Genomic DNA, 14,330 nt, shown 5'->3' with positions numbered 1-14,330 from the left:
AAAATCCCCCCTTGACGCTCCTGCATCAAAGGGAGATTCGATAGCCGGATGCGGATTAATGCTCCGCCCAACTGTCCAAGTATGCTTTTTGCTCTTCGGTCAGCGTATCGATGCCGATGCCGAGCGAAGCCAGCTTGAAGCGGGCCACCTGCTCATCCAGCTCGTAAGGCACGTTGACGACCTTGCGGCCGATTTGCTTGTAGTTCTCGTTCACGTATTTCAAGGACATCGCCTGAAGCGCAAACGTCATGTCCATGATTTCCGCCGGGTGCCCGTCGCCTGCGGCCAGGTTGACAAGACGTCCCTCAGCCAAAATGTAAAATTTGCGTCCGTCTTGAAGCGTGTACTCCTCGATGTTGCGGCGAACCGTCCGTACGGATACGGCCATGGCTTCCAGCTCCGGTTTGTTTACTTCCACGTCGAAGTGACCGGCATTGGACAGGATGGCTCCATCCTTCATGACTTTGTAATGCTCTCCGCGGATGACGTCCCGGTTGCCCGTTACCGTTACGAAGAAATCGCCCACCTTGGCCGCTTCGCTCATCGGCATAACCGCAAAGCCGTCCATGTAAGCTTCTACCGCTTTGATGGCGTCGATTTCCGTCACGATGACGTTGGCGCCGAGCCCTTTGGCACGCATTGCCACGCCCTTGCCGCACCAGCCGTAGCCGACAACAACGACCGTTTTCCCCGCAACGACAAGGTTCGTCGTCCGGTTAATGCCGTCCCAAACGGATTGGCCCGTACCGTAACGGTTATCGAACAAGTATTTGCAGAATGCATCGTTGACCGCAACCATCGGGAATTGGAGCTGGCCGTCCTTCTCCAGCGATTTCAGGCGAAGGATGCCCGTCGTCGTTTCTTCCGCGCCCCCGCGCACGTTTTTGAGCAGGTCTTTGCGCTCGGAGTGGAGAATGGTCACCAAATCTCCGCCGTCGTCAATGATCAAGTCCGGCTCGGTTTCAAGCGTCTTGATCAACAACTCCTTGTATTCCTTCGGCTCCGGGTTATACTTCGCAAATACCGTAATGCCGTCCTCTACCAAAGCCGCGCATACGTCGTCCTGGGTGGACAGCGGATTGCTGCCGCAAATGGTTACTTGGGCTCCGCCGGCTTGAACCACTTTGGCCAAATAGGCTGTTTTGGCTTCCAAGTGAAGCGATATGGCGACTTTCAGCCCTTTAAACGGCTGTTCCTTCTCGAATTGCTCGCGGATGCGGTTAAGCACCGGCATATGAGCGTTCACCCAATCGATCTTCAAATGTCCTTCCGGCGCGAGCGCAATGTCGCGGATAATGCTGCGGTCGATCGTATTTGCCATCGGTAACGTCCTCCTTGGATCATGAATTCTCTACGTTATTACATGTAACATATACGATGCTTCCCGTCCAGTGGCAAAGACAATTCTACGAGTTCCCTTATCCAACCGTCGCCGTATTTGTTCAAATAGGCCAGCGAATTGTACACCCGCTCCTGCGGCTTGCCGTCAGGCAGCAAGGAAAGCCCGATGCGGGTAAATTGCCGGAGCCCCGCCTCGTATTGCGAACGAAGGCCGTCATCCGCTTTGTACTGCAAGAAATCGATTTGCTCGATAATTTTCCCCAGATTCGTTTCGCCTAATTTTTGCAATCCGGGATTGATAGCGGCTATCGCTCCAATCAACGGCTCGTAGCTGGCGCGAAATTGCTCTTTCACCTCGGCAAAGCGAGCATCCAGTTGAAGCTGGTCCTGCTCCCGAAGCCAAGCCTGCTGTTTCTCATCCAAGCGGTATAGCGCATCGTCGATGGCAAGCCCGTACTTCTGCATGTTTTTCTGGATCGTGCCTTCCACAAGCGTAAAGCCCAGACGCGGTAGAACGATCGGCATCCGCATACCCACCGTATGAAACGCTTCGCGCGTCAAAGCCCAATAAGCTATCTCAGACGGTCCCAAAACAGTTCCGAGTACGGGGAACAAATAGTCCTGCATCAAAGGCCGCGTCATCACGTTGTTGCTTAGCCGCTCCGGGGCCTCCTCCGCCCATTGCAAAAGCTGCTCCCGGCTGAAGCGGCGTTCCCCCTTGCGGTCCGTGTAGCCGCCCTCTCCGTCCGCGTAAAGCAGAATGCGCTCGCCTTGTTCGTCGAAGACGAATAAGTTCGCGCCGTTGTCGGAAACCTCCGCCTGCGGTACATATCCCGCTGCCCGCAGCTTGTCTTGCCCCCGCAGCAGCGCTTCGTTAATCGAACCGCTTTGCTCGGTCAATTGACGGAACATCGGGCTTTCGAGCACCCGCAGCTCCGGGTCGTCCGAATCGACCAGCACGAGCCCGTCCCGGCCGAACCAAGCGGAGAGAAGGCGCGCAAAGCTGTCCGTCAAAGAAACGGCCCCGTCGGTCGACGAACGCAGCACTTCCACCAATCCGTCCTTGAACTCCGTAGGCATAAGCGTCTGCTCAAGGGCAGCCAACGCCTCGCCCCACTGCTCCGGCAAGATTGGCGTCCGGCTGACGGAGGTGCGCAAGCCGGTCGGATGCTGCAGCTTGATCTTCTGAAGCTGCTGATCCGCCGTCAGAACCGTCACATGGTTCACTTCGTCAAAATCATGATCCTCCCCGGCAATCCAAAATACCGGCACCACCGGCCGACCCAGCTTCTCCGAAGCTTCGCGGGCCGCCCGAATCAGCGTAATCGCCTTGTATATAACGAGCAGCGGTCCGGTAAACAAACTGGCCTGTTGGCCTCCTACGATACACAGCGTACGGGAATCCTTAAGCAGCTCGATCGAACGAAGCGCTTCCGCCGAAGCCCCCGCCCGTTCATTGAACCGGCGCAGCGTTTCCGCAAGCCGCTGGCGGTCAGCTCCATGAATCCGCTCGCGGTCGATCCAAGCCGCACGTGCCTCCCAACAGTCGGCATCTGAAGGATTGTAATCGAAAAACGCGCTTGTTTTTTCGAAACGGTCCGAATAATCGCCTGCCAAAGGTTGGCCGGAATCCCACTGCATTATTTCTATCCGCAATCCGCCCGCCACCCTTCCTTTTAAAATGTAAGCTGCTTCTGGTTTGTAAATAACATGAGCATTACTATTTTACACGTGATCCGGGAAATCGTCAAAAGGTGGGGGGAACTGATATGGATCGTTTCGTTATAGTTAAAAAGCCCCTGCACATGCAGAGGCTTTCAAGGTTAATATAAATGGCAGGCCGTAAAGTGACCGGGTTGGACTTCCTTGAACTCCGGCATGCTGGCCGCGCATTCCGGCATCGCCTTCGGGCAGCGGGTACGGAACGGACAACCGCTTGGCGGGTTCAGCGGACTTGGAATTTCGCCTTCCAGAATGATCCGCTCGCGTGTACGCTCCACCTCCGGGTCCGGAATCGGGATCGCGGACAACAGCGATTGCGTGTAAGGATGCAGCGGATTCGCATACAGCTCCTCGGAAGTCGTTACCTCGACCAGCTTGCCGAGATACATAACGCCGATACGGTCGGAAATATGCTTCACCATCGCAAGATCGTGCGCGATGAACAAGTAGGTCAAACCGCGCTCTTTTTGCAGCTTCTTGAAGAGGTTGACGACCTGCGCCTGAACGGATACGTCCAGCGCGGAGATCGGCTCATCCGCGATGATGAACTGAGGCTCGATCGCCAGCGCCCGGGCAATGCCGATCCGCTGACGCTGTCCGCCCGAAAATTCGTGCGGGAAGCGGCTCGCATGCTCCTCGTTCAGACCTACCGCATCAAGCAGCTCGCTGACGCGCTGCTTGCGCTGTTTGCCGTCGGCAAGACCATGAATGTCGAGTCCTTCGGCAATAATGTTGCCAACCGTCATCCGCGGGTTCAAGGAAGCGTACGGATCTTGGAACACCATCTGCATATGACGGCGGAACTCTTGCAGCTTGTTTCCGCGCAGCTTATGCACATTCTCGCCATTGAACAGCACTTCGCCGCCCGTCGCTTCATAAAGCCGGATGATCGTGCGTCCGGCCGTCGACTTGCCGCAGCCGGATTCACCTACCAGGCCGAACGTTTCGCCGCTGGCGATCGAAATATTAAGCTTGTCGACGGCTTTTAACGTCTTGCCGCTGCCCAAGTGAAAGTGTTTTTGCAAATCGCGTACTTCCAAAATCGGATTGCCCTTCATCGTGCCGCACCTCCAGCTTCTACAGGTCGCTCTACTTTAGGCGCATCGGGATGCAGGAGCCAGCAGGCCGCCGAATGCGTCTCGGAAAGCTTCGTATGCTCAGGATCGACTTCCAGACAGGCTTTCATGGCGTAAGGACAACGCGCTGCAAAAGCGCAGCCTTTCGGCGGGGCGAACAAGTCCGGCGGCGTTCCCGGAATCGGCACCAATTCGCCGTCCTTGTCCTGGTCCAGACGCGGAACGGAACGAAGCAAGCCCCATGTATACGGATGTTTCGAATCGTAAAACAGCTCGTCTACGGTGCCCTGCTCCACGACTTTGCCGGCGTACATGACGATGACGCGCTGCGCCATCTCCGCAACGACCCCGAGGTCATGCGTAATCACGATAATCGATGATTCCGTCTGCTCGGACAGCTTCTTCATCAGTTCGATAATTTGCGCCTGGATCGTCACGTCAAGCGCCGTTGTCGGCTCGTCGGCAATAAGCAGTTTCGGATTGCAGGCAAGCGCGATCGCAATCATGACACGCTGACGCATCCCACCCGAAAATTCGTGAGGATATTGGGTGATTCGACCTTCCGGGTTGGAAATGCCGACCATTTTCAAAATCTCGACTGCACGCTTCCGTGCGTCGCTTGCGCCTAAGCCCTGATGCTTAATGAGCCCTTCGGCGATTTGCTTCCCGATTGTCATCGTCGGGTTAAGCGAAGTCATCGGGTCCTGGAAAATCATCCCCATTTCGGAGCCGCGGATTTTTTCCATTTCTTTATTTGAAATTTTGGTAATTTCCGTTTTACCGTCGAATTTGATCGATCCGCTCTTGATCATGCTCGGAGGCGTCGGAATGAGCCGCATAATCGTTTGTGCCGTAACCGATTTGCCGCAGCCGGATTCGCCTACGATGGCGAGCACTTCCCCTTTTTTGAGGTCGAAGGAAACGCCGCGAACGGCTTGCACTTCACCGGCATAGGTGCGAAACGATACTTTGAGGTCGCGAACCTCCAATATATTTTTGCTCATGATTTTGGCACCCTCCTTACTTCCTCATCTTCGGATCGAGCGCATCGCGAAGGCCGTCACCGAGCAGGTTGAAGCTCATCAGGATCAAGCTGAAAACAATCGTCGGGAAAATAACCCGATGCGGGAAATAACGAATCGAGTTGGCACCGTCGGACAACAGCGAACCGAGCGAAGCAAGCGGCACGCGGATTCCGAGACCGATAAAGCTCAGGAACGCTTCGACGAAAATAGCCGAAGGAACGATAAACGTAATTTGCACGATGATCAAGCTAAGCGCATTCGGTACCAAATGGCGAAAAATAATGCGCGCGCCTCCTGCGCCCAACGTTCTGGCCGCAAGCACGTACTCTTGCTCCTTCAAAGTCAGAACTTGACCGCGGACCAGCCGCGCCATCGGCACCCAGCCGGTAATGGCATAAGCGATGATGATCGTTAAGAAGCCCGGACCGATAACGATGATCAGCAAGATCGAGATCAGCAGAAACGGGATGGAGTGAATAATTTCGATAATACGCTGCATGATATCGTCCACCCGGCCGCCGTAGTAGGCCGAAACGCCACCATAAATAACGCCGAATACGAGGTCAAGCAGCGCGGCAATAATCCCGATTGCCATGGAAATCCGCGTTCCCCACCATACGCGCACCCACAGGTCGCGGCCGAAATCGTCGGTTCCGAACCAGTGCGCTCCGGAAGGCGGCAAGTTTTTGATATCGTAATTTTGCGTCGCGTAGTCGTGGCTCGAAAAAATCGGTCCGAACGTAGCGAGCAAAATCAAGATGATAAGCGTTGTCATGCCGAACATGGCCAGCTTGTTTTTCTTAAGCCTTCTCCACGCATCCTGCCAGTAGTTCATGGAAGGGCGGACGACAGCTTCCCGGCCGACTTGCTCTCGGACAACCGGCTGGAACAGGTCTTTGGACATCTGCATTACTTGCTACCTCCCTTAACCAAACGAATGCGCGGGTCGATCAAACCGTAGACAACATCGGTAAGAAAGAGCACGATGACAAGAATAAACGCATAGAAAATGGTCAATCCTGTAATCATGGTGTAGTCGTTGGAATAAATCGATTGAACAAAGTGCTTCCCTAATCCCGGCACGACGAAAATTTGCTCTACGATCAGCGTACCGGTGATCAGACCGACAAATACGGGACCCAGCACGGTAACAACTGGAAGGATCGCATTACGGATCGTATGCTTAAATACGATGGCCGACTGGGACAGACCTTTGGCTTTCGCCGTTTTGATATAGTCCTGATTCAGCACGTCCAGCATAGACGTTCGCATGAGCCGGGCAAGGATGGCAATCGTACCGAACGATAAAGCAATGGAAGGCAGTATCCTGGATGAAGCCCCTGTCCACATCCCCGGCGGCAGCCAGCCTAACTTCACCCCGACAAAATAAGACAACAAAGGCCCAAGAACGAATGATGGAATCGAGATACCGACAATTGCCGTAAACATTGCTGTGACATCAAGGCCTTTGTTATGATTCAAAGCAGCAATAGTGCCGAGAACCAATCCGACCGTAATGGCAATCGCGAGCGCCCACAAGCCGAGCTCCAGCGAAGCCGGGAACGCTTGATGAATAATGTCCGTGACTTTGCGCGTCGGGAACTGGAAGGACACACCCAAATCGCCATGGAGTACGTTATTCATGTATTTCAGGTACTGCTTCCAAATCGGTTGATCCAAACCATATTGAGCATAGAGCAGCTTTCTTTGCTCAATCGTCAATTTTTGCGAATCTTCCCCGAACGGATCCCCTGGCAAGTTTTTCATCAACACGAATGTGAAGGAAACAACCAACCACAAGGTAATTACCATATAAACCAGACGACGCAGCAAATAGCGAAGCATGGCACACCTCCTGAACTAATTCAAACAAGGACAAGCAGCAAGGCTCGAAAAGGCTCGATTGGAAACAGCCGAACTGCTTCGCAAGCATAGACCGCTCCAAAGCAAGACTATGTTTGCGAAGCAGCTCCGCTTCCTCCGAACAGAGGGCAAGCGTTACAGAAAAAATCGGAGCCGTTCCAAAGATCAGAACGGCCCCCTCGTTGACGAATCAGCCACTACTTACTATAGTTCATCGGGAGAAACGGATTACTTAATGGAAACCCACTTCAGTTCCCATTCTTTGGACATAGCCGGCAAAATCAAGCCTTCTACGTTCGGTTTCTTCGCGTAAGGTCTCGTACGGAAGTAAACCGGGGAAATCGGCATGTCGGCCATCAGCTGCTTCTCGGCATCGACCAGCATTTTCGAACGTTTCGCCAAGTCAACTTCTTTGTCGGCGCCTTTGACCAGATCGTCATACGCTTTGCTGTTGTATCCCACATAGTTGAAGGATTTGTTGTCGGACAACCACATGTCGAGGAATGTCATCGGATCGTTGTAGTCAGCGCCCCACAGCGCGAACAAAACATCGAAGTTGTTCTCCTGCATGTTTTTCACGCGCAGTGCGAATGGCAGCGGCTCACCTTCCACGTCGACACCGAGGTTTTGCTTCCATTGAGCTTGAACGAACTCGATCGTCTTTTTGGACGTTTCGGTGTCGTCAGCCGTCAGCTTGAACTTCGGCAAGGAAGTCATGTTCAGCTCTTTCAAGCCTTCAGCCAGAAGCTGCTTCGCTTTTGCCACATCGTAAGGAGGTTCAGTGTCGCCCGCTACTTTGCGGAATTCCTGTTTGTTTCCGTCAAGAACGGTTCCCGGTACCAAGCCCGTCGAAGGAATGGAAGATCCGCCGTTAACGACTTCGTTGAAGTTTTTGCGGTCGACCGCCATGCTCAGCGCTTGACGAATTTTGGCGTTAGCAAACGCCGGGAACTTCGAGTTGTGGAACATCAGATAACCCGTTACGAACTCTTTCTTCAGCGTCAAGTCCGGCTTGCCTTGGTAAGCTTTGGATTGCTCGCCGCGAAGCTCCGTCAGGTCGACTTGGTCCGTTTCGTACATATTAAGCGCCGTATTCGGGTCTTTTACCACGTTGACGGTTACTTTGTTCAGCTTCACGTTTGCAGCGTCCCAGTACTTGTCGTTTTTGACGAGTACGATTTGCTGCTCGTGATCCCATTTTTCCATTTTGAACGGACCCGCACCGATAATTTTGTCGGCATCGGCGCCGTTTTTGTCGCCTTGTGCTTTGACAAAATCCGCTTTTTGCGGGAAGAAGAGCGGCAAAGACAATTGGTCGGTGAAGAAGGCAACCGGTTTTTCGAGCGTGATTTCAAGCGTTTTGTCGTCTTTTGCTTTTACGCCCAGCTCGGCTTTCTTCGCTTCCACTTCTTCCGGCTTCGCTTTATTCAAAGCCGTACCTCCCTTGATCCAGGAGAGCATCGTTGCGTATTTCGCTTTTGTCGCCGGGTCCAACGTACGTTGGTAAGCCCATACAAAATCGCTTGCTTTCAACGGCGAGCCGTCAGCCCATGTCAAACCGTCGCGAAGCGTGATGGTATATACGAGACCATCCGGAGAAATTTTCGGAAGCTCTTTCGCAAGACCCGGTTGTGGCTTACCTTCCGCATCCAGACGATACAGACCTTCGTTCACCGCGTTAAGAATCGTAAAGGAAGGGTTCGTCGTTGCGACGGAGCTGTCGATTGCCGGCGGTTCTGCCGCAAGGTTGATTCTAATCTCTTGAGCCGGAGCTTTTTTATTGTCTGTGCCCCCCGCTTGTTGTTTGTTATCTGCGTTGCCCGAGCAACCCGCAACGGCTGTGCCAAGCATAGCGGTAACCGATGCGAGGACGAGAAGCTTGTTATACTTCATAAGATTGACTTCCTCCTTTTTAATTTATGTAAATATATGTTAATCCCTGTCGTGTTATATAACATGACATAGAATTCACACCTTACATGACACCCTTTGATGATATAAGATTCCAACGGAAAAGTAAAGACCCTGTTGGATGAAACCGTTACCAAATAGAAATTATACAACCAGGGGTTAATAAAATCTAGTGTTATTTTTTGTTTCTGGTCATTTTCTGTAGTTTTTAGTATTATTATATCATTTTTCGTAGTTTAATCACAAAAAAATAAAGAGCCTTGTGGGTTAGACTCTCAAAAATGGCAGCATTTTATTCGTCAAATGCTGCAACACGAATTTGCGTTCCGTCTGCAGCCCCTTGTCCTTCAGGAAGCCCTGCACGATGTCTTCCATCCAATGATGTACGCACATTCCTTCATCTCTTTTACGGGTTGATCATATATTTGCCGATACCGATGAACAGCAGGAGAACATAGCAGGCCGTCAACAGCACAAAGCCAAGTCGTCCTAGCGTTCTGGCGATTTTGATCAAATCGACCTTTCCCTTAAGACGGGTTTGCATATTTCCAAGCAAGCCGGCGGCCACGAGAAACAGCAGCACGATCGTCCACAGCAGCATTCCCGAATCGAACAAATTCTGGCTCATAAACGCAACGGAGCCGATAAGAAACAACGTGGTGATATCCATGCTGAGGTGCGTGGCTTTGCGCTTATCTTTAGTATAGTAGTAAACGGCAACCCATACAATGAAAAATGCGACGAACGGAACGACAGCAAGAAACGTATAAAGCTGCTGCAGCCATCCAAACAATGCACTCATGCGATATCACCCGATTCAATCAATAATAATGTTCACGTCAGGGCCGATGCCCGGCTTCCGCCGCCTTGATCAGCCGGTATACGGTAAGATGCGTCGGGAGCGCTATTCCGCTGCGATTCGCTTCCCGCAGTAACCCTCCCGTAATAGCGTCGATTTCCGTAAGACGGCCAACCGTCATGTCCTGAAGCATGGAGGACCGGTTGTTTGCGGTTCGCCGGCATACCTCCAGCAGCTGCTCCCACAGATCCGGCTCCAGCCGGATATCAAGCGCATGCGCCAGAGCAACCCCTTCTTCGTATAAAGCGCGCATCAGCTCCCCGGCTCCCGGCAAACTTAGAAGCTCGCCGTTCGGCACTCGCAGCAAGGCGGTGAGCGGATTGATAACGGCGTTGATAAGAAGCTTTTGCCAAATGCGGCTAGAGATGTTTTTCGACATGGATGCGCTAAATCCTGCCAATTGCAGCCAATAAACGAGATTTTTTTGCGCGATTTCCGAGACTTCGACCCTTTCGTCTCCTGCTGCGCCTACCCAGGTCATGCCGCTCCCTGTATGAACGGCTTCCCCAGCGGCGGAAATCATCGCACCTTCCGTCGTCACGGCCGCAAGCAGCCGTTCCGCCGGTACATGAGCCGCCAGCGTCTCCAGATGCCCGATGCCGTTCTGCAAGCAGACCATCCATGCCGAGGGGCCCATGCGCCGGCCGAGTTCGAACCCGAGCTCCCGGGTTATGGCGGACTGCTTTACGGCTAGCAGGATAAAATGCGGCCCACTCCCGTCCTTTCCCCCGAAACCTTCCATCTCGTCCCATAAGCAAACGCGGGGAAAAGCAGTAATCACTGCCTGAGCGTTTTTTTCCTCCGATCCGGAAACGGCATCGATCAAGCGCAGTCCGGCAGCTTCGATTTCGGCTTGCCGCTCGGCACGGCGGACGACGACCTCAACCTCGTGCCCCGCTTCGGATAATTTGACTGCAAACAACGTTCCAAGCGCCCCTGCGCCAATCACCGTAAAACGGCCCATCGTCTCTCTCCCCCCGTGCGCTAAAAGTTTGTTCAGTCTATCATAGCAAAAAATGGCGGGACACGCACAAAAACCCCAGAACAGGTGCTCATGGCAACCCGATTCGGGGGTTTCTTCCTTTTTATGAGACGGTTCCGGTTATTCGATCCGCTCCAGATTCCCGTTTTCATCCATTTTAAAGCGGGTTTTACTTTCCTCTTCTTCCTCTGCCAGAAAAGCAAGCTTGCGGGCCCGATCCATAATCTGGATAAGCGCTTTGTAATCGTCGTTCACGACGCGATAATCGGTCGAAACGTCGCTGACCTGCCGGCTCAGCTCGTCATTGAGACTGCGCAGCCGTTCAAGCTCATCCTGCTTGTCGTTCAGTTCCTTCTCAAGCTGCCTTACGTGCCGCACCATTTCCTGATAGCTTCCTTTCCACTGCCGCAGGAAGCGGATAACGGCGTCGATCGACAACTCTTCCACAATACCGTCGCTGCGCACCGCGCCTTCCGAGGCCAAAGGGCCGCCCATGCCGCTGCCCGCAACGGATGCAAATGCATTCGCATGTTTGCGGTGCTGGTTCCGTTTTTGGCGCTGCGCTTTGGCGATCTGAATCGCCGCCTCGTATTTCTTGCGGACGAAGCTGTTCCAGCGGAAGCCGCAAGCGGCCGCGGTTCTACCTATTTTTTCGCCCACTTCCTCAAAAGCGGACAGCTGCGTGCTGCCTTCGCGAATATGTCTTAACGTCACCTCCGCCAATATCAAATCGTCTTCCTCGCTCCAAGCGTCTTGTCTGATTGCCGTCATCAAGCCGTCCTCCTAACCCCTATAGGTTCATCCGCATCTATGTTCGTGATGCATAAAGTGCTGCGTTACTTTATCTCTATGCCCATGGTAGAGTTCATAGAATACTTTTCTAGTAATTTGTATTGCCAATTTTCAAGGCAGTCATACATCGTTTCAGCGGATTTAGGTAACGATATTATGCGAAGGGCTAAAAATTTGACTAAAATTCGTCACGGATTGGGCGTTTACACGTAGGAAGGCTTTCGCTATAATGGTGGGTAGTACATAAGTAACGATCGTGAACGAAGAGAGGGGGATACAGGATGGATCGCATGTTTCGCGTGCTCGGCTTCTGGACGCTTGTAATCGGGCTCATGGCGTTGGCCGGCGACTTTATTCCGATGGCGCTCATCTTTTTCGCCCAGACGGCGATTTTTACGCTGTTAGGATACATGAAATTGTCCGAACGTGCCTACATATTGATTTTTTGGGGCTACATGATTGTTTCGTTTACAGGGTTTACCTACTGGTCATTTTTCAAAATGTCCATCTAATCCTTCCAGTTCGGAAAAAAGTAAGCGAATACGGAGACAAGAAAGGCGAACCGCAAGCTTCAGTGCGGTTCGCCTTTTTTTTGAATCAAAACCTTAAACAGCTCGCTCATCCGGTCGCTGAGAAGCAGCTGCCGAATGGCCCGGTTGCGCCGGGCCTGCGGCGAGAACGGGTCCCGGGCATCATGATCGCTCAGCTCGTCAAGCAATCCCTGCTCCAGCAAAAATTGCTTCTGGCTGAGCAGGCCCGAAGGCTCCAGCCCCGCTTCCTTCCCGGCATCAATCAACGCGCTGAAATTGACATGGGCGGTCATATCCTGTTCGCCTGGGAACTGCAGCGGCGTATCGGAAGCCTGATGCTTCCGGTAACACAGCAGCGTTCCGTTCATCCGGTGCGGAGCGTACAGCTCTTCCCTGACATGCCCGTAGTCGATCGTCAGCAGCACACTGCCGTTCCCCAAGCTGCCGGCAACCGACCGGAGCCAACGCAGCGCGTCCAAATTGACTTCGAACCGCTGACCCGCTCTAGGAGGAATCGCTTCCTTACGGATAAAGGCCTCGAGCTCGCCGCCCGATAACGGTCTTTCCACCTCCGTCAGGCAGCTTCGTTCGTCGTCCCAGCCCACCATAATTTCCCGCCATCCCGCTTCGCGGCTTACGATCAGGTACACTGGAAAGGCGTCCGGCAGCTCATTGGACAAAACCATCGTATTGGGCCAAGGGCCTGCCGCGTGCCACTCCTCGGCTGTGAGGTAGCTCACAAGCTCCATATGAGGCGCTAGCGCCTCCGATTGAAGGCTCCGGTGCACCGGGCTCTTTTCGACGCTGATGAAGCGCAGCCGCGCGTACAGCGCGGGAGAGCCGCTCCGGATGGCGTCAAGCATTTGTCTCGCTAAAGTACCGTCGCCCCCTCCCCACTCCGTTAAGCAGATATCGCCGCTCCGCGTTTCCGCAAAGCTTCGAAAATAGGCGGCGAGCATGTCGCCAAGCACGCTGCCGACTGAAGCACTCGTATAAAAGTCGCCCGCCCGCCCGATTTTCCGATTTGAATTCATATAATAGCCCAAGCTCGGATGATACAAGCACAAATCCATATAGTCCCGGAACGTAATCGCCCGGTCCGGCTGCATTTCAATCTGTTCCCGAATCGCTTGCAGCAGCGGGGAATCGTTCGTCTGCTCCGTTTTCATACGCCTACCGCCTCTCGCCAAATTACTAAAGACAAAACCGCCCCCACTCGCTATAATAGGATGAGAAAAATAGGAGAGGAAGCAGAGCCTTGTTTAAACCACGAACGATCTTCTGCGCGGCCCTTATAAGCTGCACCGTTCTGCTCACGTCCGCCTGCACCGATCATCAGCAGGTGAAGCAGGATTTGATGCAAGCTGTCGCCAAGCAGGAGCAAATCCAAAGCTACCGATATGCCGGGGAAGCGGAGCTGAAGCTGGACGCTTCTTTATTTTCGGGCTCGCAACCGGTAACTGCCGCTTTGCTAGGCCTGGTCAAAGAAAGCAAATTCGAATACAGCGGGCTCGTTTCGCTGGCAGATCCGGTCCGAATGGAGACCTCGGTCAAATTAACGCCGAAAGGCGCGGCCTCGCCCATCGAACTGCCGTTTCTTCTTAAAGATAACAAAATGTATCTACAGATGCCAGCCATTACGAAGGCGGACGAATATTTGATGCTGCCGCTGGACAAGCAAGCGGATAAGCTCAAGAACACCGGAAGGCTGAGCGCTTCCCTTACCGGCAAGCTGCTGGAAGGGGTCAACCCGAACTGGCTGGAGCCCGGCAGCAAGGACGAGAAGCTGGCCGACGGCGAACCGGCGAAGCGCATTACGCTTACGGTGACGGACAAGAACAAGCAAGAAGCGGCAAAGTATTTCACAACCGCACTGCCGTCCGTGCTTAACGAGCTAATGACCAGCGGGCTGAGCGGAACGGGACAAACCGAGGAATGGAAAACATCGCTGGAGCGGATCAAGATCGAAGCCCCTACAACGCTAAGTATCTTAATCGACAATCAAGGTTTTATCCGCGAGCAGAGCGGAAAGCTTTATTTTTCGGTTGAAGGCGGAAACGATGCGAAAAACAGCGTGGAATGGACGTACAAGGTGCAAGAAATCAATCAGACGCCTGCCTTTACGAAAGAAGCGCCGAAGCAGGTCAAACATGCGGAAGACATTTTACGATTGCTCCCTAAGCCTCAAGCGGGCAAAAAGTAACTTGACGGAAGCCCTTCCATGGCATA

The 14,330-nt window shown here is 53.3% G+C and carries 14 protein-coding genes; 2 read left to right on the top strand and 12 right to left on the bottom strand.

From position 1 onward, the window contains the following. Positions 1-55: 55 nt before the first annotated feature. From ET33_RS04965 to ET33_RS04920, 11 genes are all read right to left on the bottom strand, one after another. Complete coding sequence (locus tag ET33_RS04965) at positions 56-1,321, bottom strand: adenosylhomocysteinase (protein ID WP_036677300.1); 1,266 nt, start codon at positions 1,319-1,321, stop codon at positions 56-58. Positions 1,322-1,359: 38 nt separating this feature from the next. Then, complete coding sequence (gene bshC, locus ET33_RS04960) at positions 1,360-2,997, bottom strand: bacillithiol biosynthesis cysteine-adding enzyme BshC (protein ID WP_036677298.1); 1,638 nt, start codon at positions 2,995-2,997, stop codon at positions 1,360-1,362. A 167-nt stretch (positions 2,998-3,164) separates the two neighbouring features. Continuing rightward, positions 3,165-4,121, bottom strand: coding sequence for an ABC transporter ATP-binding protein (locus ET33_RS04955; protein ID WP_036677294.1), 957 nt, complete (start codon positions 4,119-4,121; stop codon positions 3,165-3,167). Beyond that, a complete protein-coding gene (locus tag ET33_RS04950) occupies positions 4,118-5,143 on the bottom strand; it encodes an ABC transporter ATP-binding protein (protein WP_036677291.1) in 1,026 nt (341 codons plus the stop codon). The genes ET33_RS04955 and ET33_RS04950 overlap by 4 nt, the downstream gene beginning before the upstream one ends. A 16-nt stretch (positions 5,144-5,159) precedes the next feature. Beyond that, positions 5,160-6,074 carry an ABC transporter permease gene (locus ET33_RS04945; protein WP_036677288.1) on the bottom strand — a complete coding sequence of 305 codons (915 nt, stop codon included), beginning with the start codon at positions 6,072-6,074 and terminating at the stop codon, positions 5,160-5,162. After that, entirely contained in the window at positions 6,074-7,009 is a 936-nt protein-coding gene (locus tag ET33_RS04940; RefSeq protein ID WP_036677285.1) for an ABC transporter permease, read from the bottom strand. Before ET33_RS04940 ends, ET33_RS04945 begins: the two co-directional genes overlap by 1 nt. 246 nt (positions 7,010-7,255) lie before the next feature. Continuing rightward, positions 7,256-8,920 carry a peptide ABC transporter substrate-binding protein gene (locus ET33_RS04935; protein ID WP_036677283.1) on the bottom strand — a complete coding sequence of 555 codons (1,665 nt, stop codon included), beginning with the start codon at positions 8,918-8,920 and terminating at the stop codon, positions 7,256-7,258. Positions 8,921-9,205: 285 nt separating this feature from the next. Next, positions 9,206-9,331: a hypothetical protein gene (locus ET33_RS40225; RefSeq protein ID WP_258959151.1), complete on the bottom strand. Its 126-nt coding sequence runs from the start codon at positions 9,329-9,331 to the stop codon at positions 9,206-9,208. 13 nt (positions 9,332-9,344) lie between these two features. Next, positions 9,345-9,740: a DUF3397 domain-containing protein gene (locus ET33_RS04930; RefSeq protein WP_036677281.1), complete on the bottom strand. Its 396-nt coding sequence runs from the start codon at positions 9,738-9,740 to the stop codon at positions 9,345-9,347. A gap of 37 nt (positions 9,741-9,777) precedes the next feature. Beyond that, positions 9,778-10,761 carry a ketopantoate reductase family protein gene (locus tag ET33_RS04925; RefSeq protein WP_036677279.1) on the bottom strand — a complete coding sequence of 328 codons (984 nt, stop codon included), beginning with the start codon at positions 10,759-10,761 and terminating at the stop codon, positions 9,778-9,780. A 138-nt stretch (positions 10,762-10,899) separates the two neighbouring features. Then, a complete protein-coding gene (locus ET33_RS04920; RefSeq protein WP_036677278.1) occupies positions 10,900-11,550 on the bottom strand; it encodes an RsfA family transcriptional regulator in 651 nt (216 codons plus the stop codon). Between the two features lie 302 nt (positions 11,551-11,852). On the opposite strand from ET33_RS04920, the gene ET33_RS04915 reads away from it, so the two are divergent. Then, a complete protein-coding gene (locus ET33_RS04915; protein ID WP_010491888.1) occupies positions 11,853-12,083 on the top strand; it encodes a DUF2626 domain-containing protein in 231 nt (76 codons plus the stop codon). A 59-nt stretch (positions 12,084-12,142) separates the two neighbouring features. Here the strand turns inward: ET33_RS04915 and ET33_RS04910 are convergent, their stop codons facing one another. Continuing rightward, positions 12,143-13,270: a class I SAM-dependent methyltransferase gene (locus ET33_RS04910; protein ID WP_036677276.1), complete on the bottom strand. Its 1,128-nt coding sequence runs from the start codon at positions 13,268-13,270 to the stop codon at positions 12,143-12,145. An 89-nt stretch (positions 13,271-13,359) separates the two neighbouring features. On the opposite strand from ET33_RS04910, the gene ET33_RS04905 reads away from it, so the two are divergent. Then, positions 13,360-14,304 (top strand): hypothetical protein, encoded by a 945-nt coding sequence (locus tag ET33_RS04905; RefSeq protein WP_051775109.1) that lies wholly within the window; start codon positions 13,360-13,362, stop codon positions 14,302-14,304. Positions 14,305-14,330 lie beyond the last annotated feature (26 nt).

Source organism: Paenibacillus tyrphae (assembly GCF_000722545.1).
Classification (GTDB): domain Bacteria; phylum Bacillota; class Bacilli; order Paenibacillales; family NBRC-103111; genus Paenibacillus_G; species Paenibacillus_G tyrfis.
This window is presented reverse-complemented; position numbering and strand designations above follow the sequence as displayed.